At 44.5% G+C, this 23706-nt stretch carries 20 protein-coding genes; 7 read left to right on the top strand and 13 right to left on the bottom strand.

Annotated features, from left to right (window positions below):
* The first annotated feature begins 19 nt into the window (after positions 1-19).
* Genes FN815_RS14465 through rodA form a run of 5 tightly spaced genes read left to right on the top strand, consistent with a single transcriptional unit; the run spans position 20 to position 5526 of the window.
* A complete protein-coding gene (locus FN815_RS14465) occupies positions 20-1084 on the top strand; it encodes a rod shape-determining protein (protein WP_142455361.1) in 1065 nt (354 codons plus the stop codon).
* A gap of 14 nt (positions 1085-1098) precedes the next feature.
* Positions 1099-1941 carry a rod shape-determining protein MreC gene (gene mreC, locus FN815_RS14460; RefSeq protein ID WP_246075310.1) on the top strand — a complete coding sequence of 281 codons (843 nt, stop codon included), beginning with the start codon at positions 1099-1101 and terminating at the stop codon, positions 1939-1941.
* Positions 1938-2408: a rod shape-determining protein MreD gene (mreD, locus tag FN815_RS14455; protein ID WP_142455360.1), complete on the top strand. Its 471-nt coding sequence runs from the start codon at positions 1938-1940 to the stop codon at positions 2406-2408. Before mreC ends, mreD begins: the two co-directional genes overlap by 4 nt.
* Before the next feature lie 17 nt (positions 2409-2425).
* Positions 2426-4267, top strand: coding sequence for a penicillin-binding protein 2 (mrdA, locus tag FN815_RS14450; RefSeq protein WP_142455359.1), 1842 nt, complete (start codon positions 2426-2428; stop codon positions 4265-4267).
* Positions 4268-4275: 8 nt separating this feature from the next.
* A complete protein-coding gene (gene rodA, locus FN815_RS14445; protein WP_142455358.1) occupies positions 4276-5526 on the top strand; it encodes a rod shape-determining protein RodA in 1251 nt (416 codons plus the stop codon).
* Between the two features lie 18 nt (positions 5527-5544).
* On the opposite strand, the gene FN815_RS14440 is transcribed toward rodA, so the two are convergent.
* The gene (locus FN815_RS14440; protein WP_142455357.1) at positions 5545-6186 is read right to left on the bottom strand and encodes a ribonuclease HII; all 642 of its coding nucleotides are present in this window, start codon (positions 6184-6186) and stop codon (positions 5545-5547) included.
* A 110-nt stretch (positions 6187-6296) separates the two neighbouring features.
* Between FN815_RS14440 and FN815_RS19170 the strand changes: the two genes are divergently transcribed.
* Positions 6297-7409 carry a vWA domain-containing protein gene (locus FN815_RS19170; protein ID WP_246075308.1) on the top strand — a complete coding sequence of 371 codons (1113 nt, stop codon included), beginning with the start codon at positions 6297-6299 and terminating at the stop codon, positions 7407-7409.
* Positions 7410-7735: 326 nt separating this feature from the next.
* On the opposite strand, the gene FN815_RS14430 is transcribed toward FN815_RS19170, so the two are convergent.
* From FN815_RS14430 to FN815_RS14375, 12 genes are all read right to left on the bottom strand, one after another.
* Positions 7736-8290, bottom strand: a complete 555-nt coding sequence (locus FN815_RS14430) for an OmpH/Skp family outer membrane protein (RefSeq protein WP_142455356.1) — start codon at positions 8288-8290, stop codon at positions 7736-7738.
* 24 nt (positions 8291-8314) lie between these two features.
* A complete protein-coding gene (locus FN815_RS14425) occupies positions 8315-8833 on the bottom strand; it encodes an OmpH/Skp family outer membrane protein (RefSeq protein WP_142455355.1) in 519 nt (172 codons plus the stop codon).
* A 46-nt stretch (positions 8834-8879) separates the two neighbouring features.
* Entirely contained in the window at positions 8880-9419 is a 540-nt protein-coding gene (locus FN815_RS14420; protein ID WP_142455354.1) for an OmpH/Skp family outer membrane protein, read from the bottom strand.
* An 8-nt stretch (positions 9420-9427) separates the two neighbouring features.
* Positions 9428-11896: an outer membrane protein assembly factor BamA gene (bamA, locus tag FN815_RS14415; protein WP_246075306.1), complete on the bottom strand. Its 2469-nt coding sequence runs from the start codon at positions 11894-11896 to the stop codon at positions 9428-9430.
* Positions 11897-11924: 28 nt separating this feature from the next.
* A complete protein-coding gene (locus FN815_RS14410) occupies positions 11925-12752 on the bottom strand; it encodes an undecaprenyl pyrophosphate synthase (RefSeq protein ID WP_142455352.1) in 828 nt (275 codons plus the stop codon).
* A gap of 65 nt (positions 12753-12817) precedes the next feature.
* Positions 12818-13291, bottom strand: a complete 474-nt coding sequence (ribH, locus tag FN815_RS14405) for a 6,7-dimethyl-8-ribityllumazine synthase (protein ID WP_342780492.1) — start codon at positions 13289-13291, stop codon at positions 12818-12820.
* A gap of 6 nt (positions 13292-13297) precedes the next feature.
* Positions 13298-14149, bottom strand: coding sequence for a PHP domain-containing protein (locus FN815_RS14400; RefSeq protein ID WP_142455350.1), 852 nt, complete (start codon positions 14147-14149; stop codon positions 13298-13300).
* Between the two features lie 2 nt (positions 14150-14151).
* On the bottom strand, positions 14152-15801 hold the full coding sequence (locus tag FN815_RS14395) for a S41 family peptidase (RefSeq protein ID WP_142455349.1): 1650 nt from the start codon (positions 15799-15801) through the stop codon (positions 14152-14154).
* Positions 15802-15805: 4 nt separating this feature from the next.
* Positions 15806-17797, bottom strand: coding sequence for a LysM peptidoglycan-binding domain-containing protein (locus tag FN815_RS14390; protein ID WP_142455348.1), 1992 nt, complete (start codon positions 17795-17797; stop codon positions 15806-15808).
* Positions 17798-17894: 97 nt separating this feature from the next.
* The gene (locus FN815_RS14385; protein ID WP_142455347.1) at positions 17895-19616 is read right to left on the bottom strand and encodes an NAD+ synthase; all 1722 of its coding nucleotides are present in this window, start codon (positions 19614-19616) and stop codon (positions 17895-17897) included.
* A gap of 146 nt (positions 19617-19762) precedes the next feature.
* Positions 19763-21124, bottom strand: coding sequence for an NAD-dependent succinate-semialdehyde dehydrogenase (locus tag FN815_RS14380; RefSeq protein WP_142455346.1), 1362 nt, complete (start codon positions 21122-21124; stop codon positions 19763-19765).
* 64 nt (positions 21125-21188) lie between these two features.
* On the bottom strand, positions 21189-22367 hold the full coding sequence (locus FN815_RS14375) for an aspartate aminotransferase family protein (RefSeq protein WP_142455345.1): 1179 nt from the start codon (positions 22365-22367) through the stop codon (positions 21189-21191).
* A 226-nt stretch (positions 22368-22593) separates the two neighbouring features.
* Here FN815_RS14375 and add point away from each other — a divergent pair, with 226 nt between their 5' ends.
* Positions 22594-23589 carry an adenosine deaminase gene (gene add, locus FN815_RS14370; RefSeq protein WP_142455344.1) on the top strand — a complete coding sequence of 332 codons (996 nt, stop codon included), beginning with the start codon at positions 22594-22596 and terminating at the stop codon, positions 23587-23589.
* Positions 23590-23706: the final 117 nt, after the last annotated feature.

Here is a 23706-nt window from a genome sequence, read left to right as displayed (position 1 = left end):
ATCTATCTTAAAAGCGCAAATGTCAGAACCCCGCGGAGCAAACTCTTCAGAAAAAGCTAAAAAACAAGCCCAAAAAGGATTTTTTGATTTTTTATATACCGATATAGCCATGGACCTGGGGACGGCCAACACCCTCATTTATTCTCGGGGCGAAGGCATTGTTTTGAACGAACCATCTATCGTTGCACTTAATCAGCAAAATGTACCCGTAGCCACCGGTCATGAAGCCCGCCTGATGCACGAGAAGACCCACAAGAAAATAAGAACGGTACGCCCCTTGCGTGATGGCGTAATTGCCGATTTTGAAGTGGCAGAGCAAATGATTCGCGGGATGATCAAAAAAGTTAAAATGAAGTGGTATTCCACCACCCGACAAATGGTAATCTGTGTACCCAGTGGGATCACAGAAGTTGAACGACGCGCTGTTCGTGACAGTGCTGAACATGCCGGAGCCAAAGAAGTTTATTTGGTGGACGAACCCATGGCCGCTGCCATCGGTATAGGGCTGGATGTACACGAGCCCGTTGGAAGCATGATTGTAGACATTGGCGGTGGTACTACAGAGATTGCTGTCATTGCCCTTTCAGGTGTAGTTTACGCCGAATCAGTACGGTTGGGCGGTGATGAACTAAACGATGATATTATCAATTACTTCCGAAGAAACCATAACCTGTTGATTGGTGAACGAACCGCCGAGAAAATTAAATGTGAGATAGGATCTGCAGCTCCCCTCGATGAGGAGCTGGAAATGATTACCAAAGGCCGTGACCTGGTGAATGGTGTACCGCGCACGCGCCACATCACCTCAAAAGATGCCCGTGAAGCGATTGCAGAATCCGTAAACACCATTGTGGAATCCATTACTAAATCACTGGAGCAGACTCCACCCGAACTTTCAGCTGATATTCTGGATCGTGGAATTATGCTTACCGGTGGCGGTGCTCTGCTGAAGAATCTGGACAAGTTGATCATGGAAACTACAGACCTGCCGGTACATATCGCAGAAGATCCGCTTACAGCGGTTGTGCGAGGTACAGGTGCCATTCTTGAAAACCTGGAATACTACCGACCTGTAATTTCCTAAGATTCTGATAATGAATGCGATTTAGATCTTCCAATTTAGGCGATGCTAAAGATTACATTGTTACTGCACTACTGCTGATCATGGCGTTTGCCATTATGGTAGGGCGGCATCAAGGCGGAATTGACAGTCTCAGAACTGTTTCAGTAACCGCTTTAAGCCTTCTGGAAGAACCTCTTGCCAATATTCGAATTTACCGACAGGCGCTGAATACCAATACCTACCTTCATCGGCAGAATATCTTATTACAGGATGAATTAAGCCGGTTGCGCGCTATCGAACAGGAAAACCGGGAATTGAGACGGTTGTTGGATTTCAGAGAAGAATCCGATTTCGACATGGAACCGGTACTCATTGTGGGAAAAGAGATCTCCGGAATTAATAATACCTTGACGATAGACGCCGGCACAAACGATGCCATCAAAGAGAATATGCCTTTAGTAACCTCCGACGGTTTGGTGGGTAAAGTGGTACTTACCGGTTCCAACTATTCACAAGTAATGCCTTACTACAATTCGTTGTTTCGTGTTAGTGCCCGCATTCAGGAGAACCAGGCTAATGGTATCGTAAGCTGGAGCGGTGATCAGTATGGAGAGCTGGTCATGGACTTTGTTCCTAAAACAGTACCTGTCGATTCCGGATTCACGGTTGAGACCTCAGGCTACAGCAACCAATTCCCGGGAGGCATCCCTATTGGTCGTGTTACCCGAACCGAGCCAGAACCCGGTCGTGAAACTCAACGTATTTTTCTGGAACCTTTCGTATCTCTTTCAGATATCGCTCAGGGTTTTGTTGTCAAATTTCAGCCCGATTCAAGCGTCATCAAACTGCAACAGCAATACAACCAATTTTTTGAATGAGCGCTGAGACTCTAAAGGATTTTTTAGTAGGTGTATGCTTCATACTGATTGAAGTGCTGATCTTTCAGCATTTGAGTCTTTTTGGCGCTACTCCTGATCCCCTGCTTATTTACCTGCTTTGGCTGGCTATGCGTTATGAACGCATAAAATTGCTCCTGTTTGCAGCAATACTTGGTTTGTTGCAGGATGCTTTATTTGATTTCTGGGGACTTAATATGTTTTCAAAAACGCTGATGTGTTTCCTTATTTTCAATTTTATATCACGCCAAAAAGAGAGCCGGATGTTATTATGGCAAATATTTGTAATCATCGGTGCAGCAAGTCTCATTCACAACATTATATTTTTAGGATTAGGAACGTTTATTCAAGCTTATAATACCGGCTTTGCTCCTATAATTTTTGTAGTCGGTAACAGTTTATATACCGCAGCACTCGGTAGCATGCTGTTTATTTTTAAAGGTGAATAACCAACCAAACCACGTCCATGCCTTTTAATCAAAACAGAGTCCGAACTTCTATTTTAGCTTTACAGGCTATTGTGGTAGCTCTATGTCTGATTGTTTTAGGCCGTGTTTTCTATTTGCAGATTGTAGAGTATGATGTATATGCAGCACTGGGACAGGAAAACTCCGTGCGGCAAGAATATATTGATCCGGCCCGGGGACTGATCTACGACCGTAATGGTACGTTGATTGTTGATAATGAGCCTATCTATTCCATCACCATCACCCCTTCCCTTTTTGATACTACTAATATTCCCCTTCTGGCTTCCCTGTTAGATGTAGAAGAGCAAATGGTACGTGCCCGGGTTGAGCAAGCTCAGAATTACTCCTGGTACCGGTCATCGAAACTCTTTACCGAAATTGATTTCCCCACGTTCTCTTCCGTTCAGGAAAATATCTGGCAGATGCCGGGGATTGGCCACCAAATTGAAAGTAAGCGCCATTACCCCACCGACATGCAGGCTTCCCACGTATTGGGATATCTGCGTGAGGCCAACCAGCAGGAATATGAACGATCGCAAGATTTGCGCCTGGGAGATAAAATTGGGAAAAGCGGCCTCGAAATGATTTATGAGGACAGCCTTCGGGGAGAGCTTGGACTCTCATACATGCGGGTGAATGCACTTGGGCAGGCATTGGGTCAGTTTGAACAGCGGGAAGCCGGACGGCAACCTGTACAAGGACATGATCTGATCAGTACGCTCGATGTAGAGCTACAGGTTTTAGCGGAAAAACTCATGGATGGCAAGCGGGGCGCCGTGGTGGCTATGAACCCACATACGGGAGCTATCCTCGCGATGGTAAGTTCGCCAGAATTTGACTTATCAAAACTGGCGGGCCGGCTGGACCAAGATTATTGGTATGATATCAATACCGACTCCACCACCCCCCTCTACAACCGTGCCATTTCCGCACGACAGCCTCCCGGTTCTACCTTTAAGCCCCTGATGGGTTTAGTGGGAATGGAGCTGGGCATCATCACCCCGGAAACCACCATATTTAACAGTGGCGCGTATGTTCGTGGCCGGGCTTATAAAGATCTTGCCCCGGTGGGTGAATATAACCTGGAAAAAGCCATCGCCTACTCCAGTAACACCTATTTCTTTTCGTTGATGGATAAGATTGGCAGCCGTAGTTTGTTAAATGAATGGAGTGCACTGGTAAAGGATTTTGGACTGGGCACGGCCTCTTCGATTGACCTGCCCAATGCATCTACCGGAATTATCCCGGACAGTGCTTATATGAATAATCGTTGGGGTGTACGGAAATGGGGGCTTGGAGATGTTATTAACTTTGGCGTAGGTCAGGGCATGATTTCCGTATCCCCTATTCAAATTGCGCAAATGACCAGTGCTTTTGCCAATGGCGGTTACCGGGTTCGGCCACACTTATTGCGAGCTTTTCGTTCACCCGATGGCAAGTTAACCACTATTGATCCCCGTCGGGAAAAAATCGAATGGGTAACAAATGAAAACCTGGAAGTCATCAAAAAAGGCATGCGACGAGTAGTTCAGGAAGGAAGTGGTCGCTATTATGCCAACCATCCGGATATTGAAATTGCAGGCAAGACCGGAACCGCCCAGAATCCCCATGGAAGAGATCACGGCTGGTTCACTGCTTTTGCCCCGCTTGATCAGCCTCAAATAGTCGTAACGGCTTTTGTAGAGAACGCGGGATTTGCATCCATATCAGCCGCCCCTATTGCCGCCCTGGTTATCGAAAAATACCTGACCGGAGAGATTTCGCGGCAGCGTGTGTATGATTATGTACTGAATTTTGAGCCGCGCCCTGAAAGTAACGACGATGATGAAGAGACGGAGTAAACGGAACTATGAGTAAAGTACAAGATTTTAGCTGGTCGGTGGTTTTTGCCTGGGTAATCCTTATGACCTTTGGCTTGGTAGCCATCTACAGTGCCACCCTTGGCCCGGTCTCTCAGTACCTGCCTGGATACATTCAGGATAATTTTTACAAGCAGGGCATCTTTATTGTTATTTCCATTGGAGTGTTAATTGCCTTCCAGTTTGTGTCACCGCGTACCTTTCTTGATCTCTCTTATCTTCTGTATGGGATCGGAATCTTGCTTATGATCATCACCCTACTGTTTGGTGCAGAGATTAACGGTGCCCGCAGCTGGCTTCGGTTTGGTCCTTTTAACCTCCAAACCAGTGAGCTGATGAAGATTGCCACTATTTTAGCCGCTGGAAACTATCTCACCAGTCGCCGAAATATCACTGCAGAAAATATTCGGTACGCCACCGTTGCGGTAATAATCATTTTGATCCCTGCCTCCCTGGTTCTGCTTCAAAACGACTTGGGAACAACCCTCATATTTCTGACCCTGATCCCAGTGATGCTGTTTTGGTCTGGTCTTCCTTATGGTGTTTCTATTTTTATGATATCACCAGCCATCATCGCTTATCTGGGGTTGATCAATGTGTACTACGGGGTTGTAGCTGCCATCATACTAACTGCCGTAATCTTCTTTATCCAAAAAAGAGTGTGGCTTACTGTTACCTCGTTTATCACCGGTATCATCACCATAGCGGGCGTGCAAGTTGCTTTAACCCAAATTTTAAAACCTCATCAGATTGCCCGTATTTCGGCCTTCACCAATCCCTCCTTTGATCCCACAGGCGCTGGCTGGAACGTGATACAGGCCAAGACCGCCATTGGTTCGGGTGGACTCACCGGAAAAGGTTTTATGGAAGGAACGCAGACTCAGCTTAAATTTCTCCCCGAGCAATGGACCGATTTTATTTTTTGTGTGATTGGAGAGGAATTTGGTTTTATAGGCGCTTCTATACTGGTTCTTACCTTCCTGTTTCTATTTTTCCGGTTGCTGAATATTGCCGGAAGTCATAAACATCCTTTTGCTCAGCTGGTTACCGTAAGTATCACTTCCGTATTTTTTGTGCACTTTTTTATCAATGTAGGAAGTGCTTCTGCTTTACTTCCGGTTATTGGTCTTCCTCTTCCCTTTGTGAGCTACGGAGGCTCGGCTTTTTTAACCAATACCATAATGCTTGCCATCTGTCTTAATATGGATTTCTACAAGCGGGAATTCAGTATCTACAGATAGCCCATACGCTGACTAACTTTATTCGGCCGAATTCTCCTGGTACTTCTTATCCGTACCCAGCTTAAAAGATTGCCGGTGGAGAGTGGTATATCCGTGTTCTGCCAGCCCCTGTTTATGTGCCTTTGTTGGGTATCCCACATTAGTGTCCCAGCCATAGTGCGGATATTTCTGGTGGAATGATCTCATCAATTCATCCCGGTACACTTTGGCCAATATTGAAGCTGCGGCAATCGTCATGCTCCGGTCATCCCCTTTTATTACGCATGTATATGGAATCAGTGAGTTGGTAAAACGGTTACCATCCACAAGTAAATAATCGGGCTGTGGATCTGCCTTTTCCACACATTTTTGCATGGTCTTGATGGAGGCCCACAAAATGTTCAGTTCATCAATTTCCTCAATGCTTCCCTCCTGAACCGTCCAGTAAGCTGCTTTTTCTTTAATCAGTTCTGCCAACTCCAGTCGCTCTTTTTCTTCTATGGTTTTGCTGTCCCGTAATGTGGGTATGCTGGTGCCAGGTTCAAAAATCACTCCGGCAGCAACTACTGGTCCAGCTAAACAGCCTCTTCCGACCTCATCTAAGCCCATCACCCGTTGGTACTGTTCTTCCCAAAGTTGCCGTTCAAAATGTAAGCGGTCTGTTTCTTGCTTTTTCGCCATAATCCTCTTTTAGTTGAAGGGGTAAAATATATTCAAAGCAGCTATTCTTTTTTGAGGATAATGGAACTGATTTGACCTGTGAAGTATTTACATAGCTAAAGAGGAGTATAATGCATTTCAAATATTTTGAATGGGACGAGCGATTTGCCAAACAATCTGGTAAAAACCCGTTCGACACCCTATGGGATTTATTTCAGCAATTGTTAACTATTTCAAGCGGTGATGTTTCACAAGCCCTGAAATGGCTGACCGAACTTGACGATGAGTACGATATCACCGCCCAGTTTGATGATGGCTATTCTCTGGGTGATTTTATCGATGAGCTGAAAGAGAGAGGTTACATAGAGCAGGATAAGCAAACTGCCAACCTGAGCATGACCCGAAAAACGGAACGGAGTCTCCGTAAGCGATCACTGGAAGAAATCTTTAAGAACCTGGAAAAAGGCGGCGTTGGATCTCATAAAACACCGCATAGCGGTCGCGGGCTGGAACGACAACCCGAAAGCCGTAAATGGAATCCGGGCGACGATATCGGCCAAATAGACAGCGTGGGCACCATGCTTAACATGCTCAACCACAGTTCCATTGATGCTTTCAATCTGCAGGAAGATGACCTGGAGGTGTATGAAACCGATCACTACACATCTGTGGCGACGGTACTGCTGATTGATTTAAGCCACTCCATGATTCTGTATGGTGAAGACCGTATCACCCCTGCCAAAAAAGTAGCTATGGCTCTGTCTGAACTTATCATGAATAATTATGCAAAGGATTCACTCGACATCGTGGCTTTTGGGAATGAAGCGTGGGAGATATCGGTAGACGACCTGCCCTATCTTAAAGTGGGCCCTTATCATACCAATACCATGCAAGGCCTTGAGCGCGCGCGCCACATACTGCAACGGAAGAAATATGCCAACAAGCAGATTTTCATGATAACGGATGGAAAACCATCATGCATGATTGAGAACGGGCGTCTCTACAAAAACAGCTTTGGACTGGATCGTAAAATCGTAAACAAAGTACTGGACGAAGCAGTAAAATGCCGTCGTGACCAAATCACTATCACCACCTTCATGATTGCCCAAGACCCCTACTTACAGAAATTTGTAAGAGAGATGACAGAGGCCAACAAGGGAAAAGCCTATTTTGCATCCCTTGACAACCTTGGAGATTATATCTTTGAAGATTACATCCGTAATCGTAAGAAAAACGTGAAATAAACCACCCTCCAATGAAAGTATCATTCTCTCCTTCACCCGGTCTTCCTGAGCCCCAATAACTCAGTATAAGGATCTTGCATGTAGCGGAGCTTATTCAACCAATTTCCTAAACTATAATTCCAGTGGCTCAAGCATTTTTGCCAATGGTAGGTTGGTAATCATTCTCTTGCTTAGGTTCTTCACTTTCGTTCTGAATGACTCCCTGATTTTAGCAATAGATTTTAAATGCTGGGTTTAAATCCTCGGCTGAGATCATAAAAAAAGCCGCTGAGTCTTTTTGACAAAGCGGCTTTGCGAAAACAGTATCTATTCTCGAATAATCTTTCCTATTCGATTCCTAATTCTGACATTACACGGTCAGTGATATCATATTTTTCCTGGTATTCCTGAGAGGCATACAGGATGATCAGATCGCCGTTAGAAGTAGTGGTATTCAATACATAGGTAAGGCCCATTTCTTCGGCAACAGAATCAATAGCTGTTCCAATTTGAGTAAACAGAGGACCTAATAATTCTTCTCTGCGTTGCTGTAAAGCAGCTTCAGCTTCTTGCTGGGCTGTCTGCAGCTCTTGTTGCAATTGTTGCAGGCGCTGTTGCTCACGCTGATTCGCTTCTTCAGAAATAACACCAGCTTTTTGTTCGTATGCTGCTACTTCATTTTGAAAGTTTTGTTCTTTTTGGAGTAACTCCTCCTGCTTACGTTCTGCAAAATTTTGCAGGCGTTGCTGAATAGCTCTCATCTCGGGCATTTTAGCTAAAACAGCCTGGGGATTTACGTATCCAATTTGTGTTTCTGCTGTTGCAGTGGTTTGCGCATTTGATATATCAAAGGCGGCAAAGGCAAATAAAGCAGAAAATAGTAATAAGCTTAATTTCTTCATTTCAGTAGTTGGTTATGTCTATGATTATTTAAGTTTTTCGATAATGTCTTCGGTAACGTTCAGGCGCTCGCTGCCAGCGTAAAATATGATGGCATCTCCGTAGGAAGTGCCTTCATTGAGGATCAGATCCAGCCCTTGTTCTTCTGCCACTTCAGCCATCGCAGTATTCATGCGCTCTATGATGGGAGCCATTAATTCCTGACGTCTCTGACGGATTTCATTCATCATGTTAGAACGTTCTTCCTCAAATTGTTGATTCATCTGCATCAACTCTTGTTCCTGAACACCACGCTCCTCTTCAGTCATTGAGTTCATAGAGGCCTCATAATCAGAGAATACCTGTTGAAGATTGGTGGCTTTTTCTGCCAGTTCCGCATCCCTTTCCTCAATTAATTGCTGAATCTGTTGATCCACCTCTTCAACTTCAGGCAGCTGGCTTAATACCCTGGCCGGATTGGTGTAGCCAATTTTAACCTGGGCAAAGGCTCCCTGCAAAAGAAATAGGCTCAGGAATAAAGTGACAAAAATAGTTCGTTTCTTCATAATCTTATATTTAGCTGTCGTCGTATTTGTATTGGTTAGATTTTAATTAGTTGTCTTCAGTATCAATACCGAGTTCCTGCATGATGTCTTCATTTAAATTGAACTCTTCGTTGGCATACACCATATATACATCCCCGGATCGGTCGAAAATATAGTCAAAGTCTTGCCGGCGGGCTATGGCTCTTACGGCCGTAAACACTTGTCTTTGTATCGGCTCCAGTAATTCACGTTGACGAGTAAAATACTCTCCATCGGGGCCAAATTTCTGCGCAATCAGTTGTTCTTTTTGTTGTTTTTTGCGATTTATCTCCGCCAAACGTTCTTCCCTGATTTCATCAGTGTAAAGCACTTCTTTGGCTTCAAAGTCTTCTTCCAGGCTTTCTATTTCAGTTTCCAGTTCTCTGATCTCTTCTTTCCACTGGCTACTGAGCAAAGTAAGCTGCTGTTGCACACCGGAGTACTCGGGTATTGCTGAAAGAATCTCCTCAGAATCATAAAACCCGATTTTTTGCTGTGCCTGCAAAGTCGAAGTTGCAACTGCAGTCAAGCCTCCCAAAAGGATCAAAAAAGCCGTTAGTTTCTTCATGTTTCTCATTAGAACGGTGCTCCTATGTTAAACAAGAATTCCCATTGACCCGGCTGTACATCGTTTGTAGAGTTAGGTACGTTTACGCCATCAAGCCGGTAACCATAACTCAGATCAATGAGTCCCAGAATAGGCAGATACAAGCGCACACCTACACCCACCGATCTTTTAACGCTGAAAGGATCAAAAGTATTGAAGTCTAAATATGAATTTCCTGCATCAGTAAAAGTATAGGGAATAATTTGAACCTGATCATTGGTAACAGCCGGATACCTTAGTTCCAGTGAATACTTACTGAACATGCGTCCACCAATCTTCCTGCCATCTACTACGTGACCAATACTTTCCGTGGTACTTCCCGGATAACCGCGCAGATCGATGTTATCGTACAAGAAACTCTGACGCTGTTGCAACTGCGTACCTCCTACCAGGAAGCGGTTTAACTCACTTCGCTTGTCTTTGGTAAAGTAGCCGATATAACCATATTGAACCTGGGTGGTCATCACTAAACGATCAACCAGCGGAACGTGGTGTTGATAGTCGGCTCGGAATTTATAGAATTCAGAGAAGCCTGGTAAAGGTGGTGCCGCCTCGGCTGAAAATGTGAATTTAGAACCGGTATTTGGCGAAATAAAGTTATCTAAAGAATTCCGCTCTATAACCTGCCGAATGGTAAAGAGATTAGAATTTCCAGCAGATAAAGCTCCAGAACTACCTTCGATATTATACAGCTGGTAACCAATAACGGTACGCTGACTGAAATAATCATCGGGCCATTTTAATCTTCTTCCAATCGAAATATTGCTGGAAAACAGTGAATACTTGCTATTAACGTTAAAACTTGATCTCCGTGAGTTGTAAAAGTCATAAGACACATTGAAACCAACCGAAGTGGGCCGACCTCTGAACCAGGGCTCAGAAAAGCCAAAGCTGTAACTTTGGTACCCTGTACCTGTCACCTGAACACCCAGCGACAGCTGCTGCCCGTCACCCATTGGGATTGGGTTCCAGCCTTCTTTTTTAAGTGCACGTTGCAAGGAGAAATTATTAAAGTTTACGCGGGTAGAAATAATCACCCCGATTCCGGAACCACCGTATCCACCCGAAAGCTCAAAATTACTGGTACTTTCGGTATCATCCAGGCGGTAGGTTACGTCCACCGTTTTATCCTGACGGTTAGGCCGCACATCGGGCTCAATGCCCTGGGGATCAAAAAAGCCAAGGGTACCGAGTTCGCGGATGGTTCGGATAATGGCGCTGCGGCTGTACTTGTTGCCGGGTACGGTACGCAGGGTACGGCGAACCACATCATCGTGGGTGCGTGTGTTGCCGGTAAAATCAACATTCTTGATGGTGGCTATCTCATCTTCATAAATATCAAAATGGATATCCAGTGAGTCTTCTGCTACTTTCTCAATATTGGGGATGGCCTGGAAGAACAGGTAACCAACATTCTGGTACAGACTGTTAAGGTCGGTATTGTCTTTATTGATGTTGACGTTTTCTTCAAACTTCTGCTGGTTAAACACGTCACCTTTCTGAAAACCCAGAGCTTCTCTTAGCGTCGCGTCTTCATAAACGGTGTTCCCGTCAAAGGTGATATTTCGAACTTTGTATTTTGGCCCTTCTTCAATATTCAGAAGAACTTTAATGCCTTCTTTGTCCCCCTTATAATCATAGGTGTAAACCGAATCTTTAAGAATACGAACGTCGGTGTAGCCATTCGCCCGATAGAAAGAGAGCACACTTTCTTTTCCTTCCTCAAAATCTTCTTCTTTAAATACCTTTTTACCAAATATCTTCCACCAGGCATCCTCTTTAAGAGGTTTGATCTTACGACGGAGCTTACGGTTACTGAAAGCCTCGTTTCCATTAAATTCTATGTCCTTCACTTCAAGGCGATCTCCGGCATCAATATTAAAGATAACGCGAACGCGGTCGTTGGCATCTTCCACCTCTTTGATTTCGGTATCAATCTCGGTGTACCAGTAGCCTTTCTCCTTATAAAAACGCTTAATGGTATTTTTTACCCGCCCCACGGCTGCATCAGATACCACCGTGCCGGGAGTTAGGGTGATGATATCTTCCAGATCACGCCGTTGCGATCGCTTGATGTTTTTGAGCTTGTATTCCAATATCCTGGGCTGCTCCTCTACTTCAATAAGCAAAGAAATTTCGGTAGCAGTTTGCTCCGTCACATAAATTTTGATATCCGAAAAAAGGCCCGAACGATATAAACGCTCAACTGCCGTACTGATAGCGTCACCGGGATAGATAATATCGGATCCAATATTCAGGGAACTGGCATTAATAATAAACTGGGAGCGCGTACGCTCGTTGCCCTGTACCTGAACATCAGCGATCTGATACTCAGCCGGAGCCGTTCCTGTAGGATCAGTAATTTGAAATTCCTGCGCTTGTGCTAAAAATGGAGTACAGCTTAGTGTTAAAACTGCAGCTATTAAAATTCTTTTCAAGAGGTTGAGCACGCCGTTTTGTTGATACTTAAGATTTTTTGTTAAAGAAACGAGATGAAAAGGACTTTTCGTCTTCCGTGGAGTTAAGTTTTCCAAATCTGCGATCTCTCTGCTGATACGACCGTATGGCTTCATATAATTCATCCCGGCGGAAATCCGGCCAGTAGGTCTTGGTAATGTATAATTCTGAATAGGCTAACTGCCATAATAAAAAGTTACTTATTCGATATTCACCGCTGGTTCTTATAATTAAATCCGGATCGGGAACGGAAGCAGTTGACAAATGATCACTTATCATTTGATCGTTAATAAGGTCTGGGTCCAGCCGGCCGTCTTTTACATGATGGGCTATTTTCTTTACCGCTTCGGTAATGTCCCACCGGCCAGAATAACTAAGGGCAAGGCATAATTCCAGCCTCTCGTTATCCCTTGTAAGTTCTATGGCCTCCTGCAATTCTTTTTTGCATTCCTTAGGAAAACGATCCATTTGGCCAATAGTAGCCAGCCGTATATCGTTTTTATTCAGGTTTTCTGCTTCCTTTCTTAGTGATGAGACCAACAATTTCATCAGCCCGCGAACCTCCTTAGAAGGCCGTCCCCAATTTTCTGTGGAGAACGCATAGAGTGTGAGGTATTTTACACCTAGCTGGGCACAGGATTCAGTGATATCCCGAACAGAGTCTACCCCAACCTTATGTCCATGTAAACGGATACTGCCTTTACTTTTAGCCCAGCGGCCGTTACCGTCCATAATAATGGCAATATGAAGTGGAATTTCCCCTGCATCTTTCAGGGTCTCCTGCTTCTGTTTGTCTTTATCGGTTTGTAAACTGTTGGTTAAAGTAAGCTCTTTCAAGAGATTTTTGAACTGATTATTAAGCTTCGAAAATTAGAGCTTTGTGGTTCCTTTATCAAGGTGAATTAGGCCCCGCCGGAGGTTAGTTTTTGTTCAACAGAAATCATTTCGAGTAATGCCAATGCGGCCTCCCCACCTTTGTTTCCTTTTTCTCCGGCACGTTCCAGGGCCTGTTTTACGTCGTCGGTAGTAAGAACTCCAAAGGCCACCGGTTTATTATGTTTTAAAATTAAATCTGTGATTCCCCGGTTTACTGCGTCACATACATATTCAAAATGAGGCGTTCCCCCACGGATAACTACGCCAATGGCAATTACGCCGTCCACATCCCTGCTTTCCAATACCTTTTGTACCGTCAAGGGAATTTCATAGGAGCCGGGGCAGCGTACCACGGTAATATTTTCTTCACTGATGCCATTGCCCTTCAGCGCCTTTAGTGCGCCATCCAGCATTTTGTCGGTAATCATGGAATTCCAGCGGGATACTACTATGCCTATTTTGCGATCGCCAGGCTGGGTGTCGCCTTCTATCAATTCAATACTCATTTAATTCTTTATTTCTGTGATATTTTTTCGTTGTTTCGTCATTCTTTTGATGCTTTCCACATGTTTTAGAGCTACCGTGATCACCCCAAAATGAGAATATCCGGCATTTATTCCATCATGTGTGTCACTACCGCCGGTCATTAACAGGTTGTGATATTCACACAACTGGGTATATTTCTTTTGCATCTGGTAGTTATGACTGGGATGGATACATTCAATGCCATCGATACCTGCGTCAATAAATTTAGTCATCTCTTCTGAAGAATACATCCGTCCGGGGTGGGCTACCACACAGGCTCCACCAGCATTTTTCACCGTTTCTATCACTTCCTGATAATCAGGATAATAGTTTTTTATAGTTCCCAGTTGTTTATCACTTAAGTAACGGATAAAAGCTTCTTTAGGGCTCCCCACATATCCTTTTTGCGTAAGTACCCTTGCCAGATGTGGCCTTCCGATGTTAGCACCATTTGCTTCGGCCCAAACTTCGTCATAATCCACATCTACTCCGGCTTTATTTACCGTTTCTATGATGCCTTTAATACGTTTTCTGCGAGCCAGTTTTTGCCTGCTCAAAAAACTTTCCAGGTAATCTGTATCCGCATTAAAACAATAAGCCAGCAGATGTGCTTCTTTATCTCCTAAAGCCGAGGTGATTTCAACCCCGGGAATCAACTCTATTTCCAGTTCCTCTGCCTTAGCTCTGGCTTCATAGAATCCCTTGCAGGTATCATGATCGGTAATAGCTATACACGCCAGTTTCTTTTCCTTTGCTTGTTCCACAGCCTGCTGGGGGGTTAACCGGCCATCAGAACAAACCGTATGAATATGTAAATCAGCTTTAGAGGGCATAATTAATTTCCGGACAACAGCTTCTTCAAGTCTTCCGGTTCACTGATATATTCCAATGCTTTCAATACATCGGGATCTGATTTTAAACCGGCTTTTACCCGGCCTGACTGTCCCTGGTAACGTGAGACCAACTCCAAGTATAAACGCCTGCGTATTTGGTCTTCAGCTTCTTCAAAATCAGCTTGTTTTTTCTTGTTGATACTTGCTTCAATACTCTGCAAAGATGAAGCGGCCCCTTCTACTTCAGCAAGCTGCTCCGAGAGGTTTTTAAGATATTTTTCTGAATCTGTGGTGTAGCTAAAACCTTGTTCGTCCAGAAATTCTTTAAACGACTCAAATACTTCATTTGGAAGTGCTGGCTCATTAAATTGATCATGAGAAGATTCGTATTCCGTAGCAAAATCAAAATACATGCCTTGTTGCATCAGGGCTATTTCCAGGATATCCGGTTTTTCCCGGCTGGTAGTGATATCAGGATCAATGCCACGGCCTTCATATACGGCACGACCATTACGGGTCTTAAACTCTTTACGCACCGAATCTGCCTGGTTCATCACCACGGCATTTCGTCCTTGATGGGTATATTGAACGGATTGAATACTGCGTCCGCTTGGGATATAATATCTTGAAATTGTGATTTTTAACGATGTATTGTAAGGCAGCGGTTTTACCACCTGAACCAGCCCTTTTCCGAAACTGCGTTCCCCTACAATCAATGCACGATCAAGATCTTGCAACGCGCCGGCTACAACTTCCGAAGCACTGGCACTGCCTTCATTCATCAGCAGTACCACAGGTTTTTCAAACATGACGGGTTCGCGGGTGTTAAAAGTCTGATTGTAGTCTGCTACCCTTCCACGGATATCTACTACTTTAATGCCCGGTTCAATAAATTTATCAATGATTTTTACCGCTTCCTGCAATACACCGCCGGGATTATCCCGTAAGTCTAGGACAAGTCCCTGCATCTCTTTGGCTTCCATCATCTCTGCCAGCGCTTTTCTAATCTCTTCGGCTGAATTTTGGCCAAACTGGGTTAAACGGATGTAACCGGTGTTTTCATTCTCGCCAATAAAACCGGAATAAGAAACATTTGAAACATCAATTCGCTCGCGGGTCAGGCTAAAGTCAAGCGTTTGGTCTAAACCAAATCGTTCTATGGTAATATTTATCTCAGATCCTACTTCCCCACTAGTCAAAGTGTTTACTTCTTCAGGCTGCATGCCTTCGGTTGAAACCCCGTCGATAGCAACAATAACATCACCGGCCCGGATACCTGCCTGCTCAGCCGGGCCACCTTCTGTAGGTGCAACTACTACAATCTCTCCGTCACGATAACCAGCTTCTATACCGATGCCGGCGTAGTTTCCGCGCGACATAATCTCTGCCTGCTCATTCTGTGATTCGTTAAACATCACAGTATACGGATCCAGTGTTTCGAGCATGGCATCAATGCCAGTACGCATCAGTATTTCAGGATCCACTTCGTCTACATATTCCAGTGCCACCAACTCATAGGCCTCACTAAAAATGCTGAAGTTCTTTTTTATGAGGAAATAGATATCGGTTTGCTGAGCTGCAATGCCAGCGGAAGCCAACACTACTATGGCTGATAGTAAACCAACCTTAAATTTCTTTTTTCCTTTTTTCATGTGACTAGTTTGCAGATATCCGGAGGGTTTGCCCTACATAAATGCGATTACCGGAAATATTATTCAGACTTCTGATCTGGCTGAGTGAAACTCCAAAGTTATCGGCAATTTCGCTCAATGTGTCATTTCGTTTTACCGTATAGGTGGTGTAGCTGCCATCATCAGAGGTACTTGCCGAAGCAATAAATATGTTTTCACCGCGGCGCTGTTTTCTTTCAATTTCCTGCTTTTCAGCATAGCTCATTTCGTTGATTTTACGGTAATGGCTACTTCTGTTTTCAGGAACATACACCGTCAGATTTTGTCCCACGCGGATGGTGTTACCGATTCCGTTCCATGTACGGATGTTCCAGGCACGCACATCATACCATTCGGCTATGTGACCAACCGTATCCCCGGTTTTAACTTCATAGCTAACGGCTTCCGTATTTGCGGGCTGACTCACCTTATTCGATGAACGCCGGGTGGTAACTTTGCGCTGCTGATTTGTGGGTTGATTTGCTGAAATCTTGCTGGCACTGCCACGAGGTAATGGCACTACAATTTTTTGGCCGGGATATATGGTACTGGAAAGATTCTCATTGGAACCGTACAAACCGGCAACGGTTGTTCCATACTTTCTTGCTATCAAGCCCAGTGATTCACCGCTTTGCACTGTGTGCATAGTAATGTTTTGCGTGCGATCTTCTTTAGGGATATTGTCGTAATTAGCTAAAAACTCTTCTTTAGTATTCACCGGAAGCTTTAGCGGATATTTTCCGCCCGGAGGGGTAGCCCATCGTAAAAGCTCGGGGTTGTATTCTTTCAATTCTTCGGTAGTAATACCAGCAGCCCGGGCTAAAGAAGCCAGTTCCATCAATCCATCTACCTCAACCACCTCGTAGCTGTACGGCTCGCCGGGGTAACTTTTCTGAAATCCAAATTCCTCGGGATTCATCCCAATCATCGTAGTAGCAATAAAACCAGGCACATAGCCACGGGTTTCTCTAGGTAAATAATTGTAGGCAGCCCAATAATCTTCTACCCCTCCGGCACGGTTAATAGCCCGTTTTAATCCACGTGGACTAATGTTGTAATTGGCCATTGCCAGGTGCCAGTCGCCCCAAATATTGTACAGGTCGCGCAGGTGGCGTGCCGCCGCGCGGGTTGCTTTTTCAGGATCGCGACGCTCATCTACCCACCAGTTTACTTCCAGGCCGTATACAGAACCGGTTGCCCGGATAAACTGCCACATGCCAACGGCTGCGGCCCAGCTTCGGGCATTGGGATTTAACCCACTCTCGATAAATGCAAGATAAGTTAATTCTTCAGGAGCACCTTCTTCACGAAAAATACGGCGCATCATGGGCTGATACTTTTCCGCACGGGTCAGCCAGGTTTCCATTACTTCAGGCCGGCGTAAAGTGTAATACACCAAATGGCGGTTTACATGCTCGTTTTGAATAAGGGGTACATCGGTTTTGTTGAACGTCAGGTCGTCCGGGAAATCATAATCTTCTTTCATCCAGCTGTCATCTTCGGAAAAAAGCTCTTCCTGAATGGCAAAAATCTCTCCTTGTGGCTCATTCCCGGTTTCGCTGATACCATAAAACTGTCGGTATTCCGAAACTACGGTTCGATACAGTTCCGTAAATCTGCGATCTCCTCTGATCTCAGGATAATCGTCCAACAGGCCCTGAGTTGCGGAAAGTGCATCATTTATCTGGGTTTCGGCTTCCAGCGGATCATTATTTACCTGGGCTTCCATTGCTTTAATATGGATGCGGTAAATATCCGACATCCGGCTCATAATATCCTTCTGGAAGTTATCGAGCTCCTGCATCGCTGGCTGCTCAGAGTTATCATCCTCTTCGGTCAAAGCTTGCATAGGATTTTGATAATCTAAAAGACGAAGGGGCATGTCATCTACTTCAAGGGTGTCCTGAGCTTGTACCGGTACCCAAAAAAGTGAACAAAGCAATAGTACGATAGCCGTTTTCGGTAACAGATGGTGCATATAATGAAGATGATTTTAGAATTTGTTTAAAGTACTAATTATCGGAAAGAATTGGGAGTTTTATAAACACAGCCTTGCCAACGTACAAGTTAAGTGATTAGCGCCCTGATTTTGAAATCTTTTCGGACTGAAGAATTTTCTTTTCCTGTCCGGTCCATTGCTGTACAATAGGCCAACGGCGACCGCTGCCAAAGGCTTTAGCAGAAACTTTTAGCCCAGGTGGTGCCTGAAACCGCTTATGCTCATTTACATCAACCAACCGAAGTACCTGATCTACCACGGCCTCATCTATACCCAGAGCGATAATTTCTTCCCTGGATTTCTGGTCTTCAATATAATTTTTGAGAATTTGATCGAGGATCTCGTAAGCTGGAAGCGAGTCCGTGTCTTTTTGATCGGGACGCAGTTCAGCACTGGGTGGTTTGGTGATAATGGCTTCGGGAATGATTTCTTCACCATAATATTCTTCATTCAACCAGCGGCAAATATCAAAAACTTCTGTTTTATATACATCGGAAATAACGGACAGCCCGCCGGCCATATCACCATAAAGCGTACAATACCCTACCGCCATTTCTGATTTGTTGCCGGTATTCAGTAGCATGTAACCAAATTTATTGGCCAGGGCCATTAGTAATACACCCCGTGAGCGGCTTTGCAGGTTTTCTTCTGCAACGCCAAAATTGGTCCCTTCAAAATGTGGAGCCAGTGCACTGTTGAAAGATTCATAAATATCACGGATTGGGATTTCCAACAACTCCACTCCAAGATTTCGGGCAAGTTTCTCGGAATCACTCACACTTCCTTCGGATGAAAACTCGGAAGGCATGGTTACTGCTTTTACGTTATCAGCCCCTAATGCTTCTTTTGCTACCACACAGGTAAGCGCCGAATCAATCCCTCCACTTAATCCCAAAAGCACTTTTTCAGCAGCACCGGATTTCTGCAGGTAATCCCGCACTCCTCTAACCAATCCTTCAAATATTACCTGCTCTATGGGCGGGGTTTGCAGGTTTGCATCTACGTCTGTAATCGGGTTGACTTCTTTTTTTTCGGGGATAAAATCCAGATCCACCGCATCCGGTTCGAACCGTTTGGCGCGTACGTTCATGTGCCCGTGGCCGTCAAAGGCCAGAGAATCTCCATCAAAAATCAACTCGGTTTGCGCACCCACCTGGTTCACATAAAAAAGCGGGATACCCAGCTGGTCGGCGTGATTCTGCAGCATGTTCTTTCTGGTAACAGGCTTTTGCTTATTGAATGGGGAAGCTGAGATATTAATAATAGCACGGGCTCCTTTATCTTTAAGAACCTCAGCCGGATTTACATCATAAATATGGTACTGGATATCATTATCGTTAAACCATATATCCTCGCATACCGTAATTCCGAAAGGAAAGCCATTAATGACTACAGGATCAAATTCTTTGCCAGGCTCAAAATAGCGGAGATCATCAAATACATCATAGGTAGGCAATAACGCCTTATGTATGTGTTTTATCACTTCCCCGTGCTGTGCCACTATAGCTGAATTATAGCATTTGCGGCCAATGCCGGTGTGGTTTGGAGTGATCGTGCCAAACACTACAGCTGTGTCACCTGTAGCCTCCACAATCTCTTGATTCATCTCGAAAATCAGCTCACGGAATATTTCCCGTTCCAGCAAATCCATTGGAGGATATCCGCTGGTTATTAACTCGGGAAGCAGCAGCAATTCAATACCGTCTGCCTCCGCCTTCTCAATAGCTGATAAAATTAGTTCCTTATTACCTAATAAATCCCCAATAGTGGGATTTAGTTGTTCGAGTCGTATGCGCACAGCTTCTCTGTTTGTTGATTAAGCCAAAAGATAAGGGTTATGATGATATAGTGATAGGGTGATATGGTTTTGGGGTGTTAAAGTGTTTTAGTGTTACGGTGTTGTTGTGCTAGGGAGTGAAATCACTAAATCACCATATCACCGCTTCACTTTACATATACTGTTTTGGCATTTACGAATTCACGGATGCCGTAGAGGCTCAGTTCTCGTCCGTAGCCGGATTGTTTGATGCCTCCAAAAGGAAGCCGGGGATCTGATTTCACAAACTCGTTAACAAAGCAGCAGCCTGCCTCTAATTTATTGGCAGCAATATCTTCGGCTTTTTCGATATCCTCGGAGAATACTGCAGCACCAAGGCCAAAGTCGGTGTCGTTAGCCACGCGAATGGCTTCCTCTTCGTTCTTCACTTTAATAATAGCTGCTACCGGACCAAACAACTCTTCTTCATAAGCAGGCATTCCGCTTGATACGTTTTCGAGAATGGTTACCGGGTAATAGGCACCTTCTCCTTCAGGTTTTTCTCCTCCTAAAGTTAGTTTGGCTCCCATTTTTACACTTTTCTGGACTTGCTCATGAAGTTCATCCCGCAGATCAGCCCTGGCTTGGGGCCCTACATCGGTGCCTTCTTCAAAAGGATCGCCAACCTTCTTTCCCTTCATTATTTCGGTAAATGCTTCGGTAAATTCGTCATATACTTTTTCTGTCACGATAAATCGCTTCGCCGCTATGCAACTTTGTCCACTGTTGATAAGACGAGAAGTAGCACAGGTCTCAGCCGTTTGCTTGATATCAGCATCATCCAATACCACATACGGATCACTGCCACCCAGTTCTAAAACGGTTTTTTTAAGTGATTCACCAGCCTGTGAAGCTACTATTTTACCTGCCCGCGTACTACCGGTTAGTGTTACAGCCGCAATGCCTGGATGCTGTATCACTTCTTTCATCCCGGAGTTATCGCGTACAATAGTTCTGAAAAGTTCTTCAGGCACACCGGCATCATGAATTATTTTTTCAATCTCCAGAGCAGAGCCTGTGGTATTTGAGGAATGCTTGAGGATCGCGCCATTGCCAGCCATGAGCGCAGGAGCTGCGAAGCGAAAAAGCTGCCAAAAGGGAAAATTCCAAGGCATTATAGCCAGCACTACTCCCAGCGGGTTGAACGTGACATAGCTTTTGGATGCATCGGATTCCCGCACATCGTCTTCAAGAAAGGCCTCGGCATTTTCGGCATAATATTCACATACCCAGGCACATTTCTCGGCTTCTCCTACTCCCTGAGACAACGGTTTGCCCATTTCTTTGGCCATTAATTCAGCCAATTCATGTTTACGGTCTTTCAGAAGCTCCGCTATTTTACGCAAATATTGGCCGCGCTCATCAAAGGTTTTGCTTTGCCAGTCTTCCTGTGCCTGATTGGCCTTTTCAATTATCGATTCAATTTCCCCAAACTCCATCTCATCGTACTCATTCAGGGTTTTTCCGGTAGCGGGATTGATGGTTTTCATGCTCAAAATTTTTTGATTAATCTTTATCTGTCAAACAGTTAGCATCGGACCGATGTTCCATATTTTATGCAAACTTTTTGACCGCTTTCAGAATAGCTTCCAGCACTTCGTCCAACAAATCTTCTTCAATAATCAATGGGGGTGCTAGCCTGACTAAAGTTTTTGAATGCAAGGTCCAGCCCAGCAGAATTCCTTCATCGAAGCAAGCTGCCACAACGTTTTTGGTTAGCTCCCAACTTTCAAGCTCAAGTCCAAGCATGGCCCCTTTGCCCCGCACTTCGACAATGCCTTTCCCTTGCAATGTTGATCTAACCTTGTTTTCAATCTCCAAAGCACGTTCTATATAATTCCCAGACAGCAATTCTTTGAGATTGGCATAGGCTGCTGCAGCCGACACGGGATGTCCCCCAAATGTAGTGACATGATTAAGCGGCGGATCGTACTTAAAACTCTGGAAGATTTCTTTTGAAGAAACAAAACCTCCAATAGGCATGCCCCCTCCCATTGCCTTCGCCATGCAGAGGATATCAGGAACTACCTCGTAACCATGAAGGGCAAATAAAGTCCCCGTCCGACCAAAGCCACTTTGTATTTCATCAAAAATGAGCAACGCTCCAACTTCATCACACCGCTGCCTGATTTTCTTAAGCCATTCTTTTTTTGCAGGGATGATTCCGCCCTCGCCCTGTATGGGCTCCATGATGACTGCAGCCGTTTGTTCATCGACAAAATCCAGGTTTTGGGTTGAGTTAAAATCCAGGAAATGAACATTAGGAAGTAATGGCAGATATGGGTCGCGATACACGTCCCGGCCTGTCACACTTAAAGAGCCATGCGTATCTCCGTGGTAGCTATTTTTGAAACCAATGAGCTTGGATCGGCCCGTATATTTTTTGGCAAGCTTCAGCGCCCCCTCGGTAGCTTCGGTACCACTGTTCACCAAGTAGACCTGTTCCAATTGTTCCGGCAGGTTAGAAGTCAACAACTCAGCAAAATCAACCTGAGGCTGTTGCACAAATTCACCATAGACCATCACATGCAAATGTTTATCCACTTGCTCATGTATGGCTTCTACCACTTTGGGGTGACGATGGCCCAGGCTGCTAACCGCTATACCTGAGATAAAATCTACAAATCGTTTCTCGTCAGTAGTATAGATAAATGGCCCTTCTGCATGGCTGACTTCCAGTCCCATGGGGGCATCACTGGTTTGGGCGATATGTCTTAAAAATTTATTCAGCATGATATTCTTTTTGATTCAGGGCAAAGATAAGGAATTGATGATGATGAAATAGTGATATAGTGTTTAGGTGATATAGTGATTTACTCCATAACACTTTCACACCTTAACACAATAACACCATACAGCTTGTTACCTGCCTTGCTATTCGGTAAGTTTGATGTCAAAAAAAGAGCGGATTCTGTAGCCCTTTTCCAGGTTTGATACACTCCGAAATCATAGATTTTATATGGATATACAGCAGCTTCCCAAAATAGAATTACACCTTCATCTTGATTGCTCTTTGAGTTATGATGTCGTAAAAAAACTCAAACCTGGCATCACCAAAGAGCAGTACGAAAAAGAGTTCATCGCCCCGGCCAACTGCTCAAGTTTGGAGGAGTATCTTAAATGTGCCAATGCCCCCATAGCTATCATGCAAACACCAGAACAGCTGGAACTGGTAACGCAGGATCTTTTTGAGCAACTGAACGCGGATAATGTAATTTATGCCGAATTACGCTTTGCCCCTCTTCAGCATCTGGAGAAAGGATTGTCCCCAGAGCAGGTAGTCGATATTGTTGCTAAAGCCACAAAAAAAGGAATAGCTGAAACCGGCATTGAGGCGGGCATTATACTTTGTACGCTGCGTCATTTTAGTGAAGAACAAAGCATGCAGACCGTAAAACTGGCCGAGCAATTTAAGGGAACCAAAGTGGTGGGTTTTGACATTGCGGCAGATGAAACTCAGCCCGTTGAAAATCACGTCAAAGCTTTTCAATATGCCCGGGAGCATGGTATCCCTTGTACGGCCCATGCCGGAGAAGCCAGGGGGCCTGAAAGCGTGGAAGAAGTGATCACTCAATTAAAACCACAGCGCATTGGTCATGGCGTACGCAGTGCTGAAAACCCGGAATTACTTGATCATCTCAAAAAGCATGATATCCATCTTGAGGTCTGCCCTACCAGCAATGTACAGACTGGAATATTTGACTCAGTGAGCCAACACAACCTTCATTACATTTATCAAAATGGGAATTCCATGAGTATAAATACGGATGGCAGAGCGATTTCTAACGTATCATTGCTGGAAGAATATCAAAAAATTGAACAACACTTTAGCTGGCAGGAAAGACATTTTCTGCAGTGTAATCAATATGCAATTGACGCTGCTTTTACAGATCCTCAAACCAAAGCCGAATTGCATAAAAAATTACTTTCGGGCTTTAAACGATTCCTGCACTAAAAATACATTCCCAGCTATTTCTTATACCTTTTTTTAATTGTTGAAATTCAGCATTAGATCTTCAAAAACATTTAACTAATAGATGAATAGTTAGATGTATTTTCTTATATATGTAAG

The sequence above is a fragment of the Gracilimonas mengyeensis genome (assembly GCF_900182705.1).
Taxonomy (GTDB): Bacteria; Bacteroidota; Rhodothermia; order Balneolales; family Balneolaceae; genus Gracilimonas; species Gracilimonas mengyeensis.
Note: the sequence above shows the minus strand (reverse complement) of the source record. Positions and strands in the feature narration are given on the sequence as shown.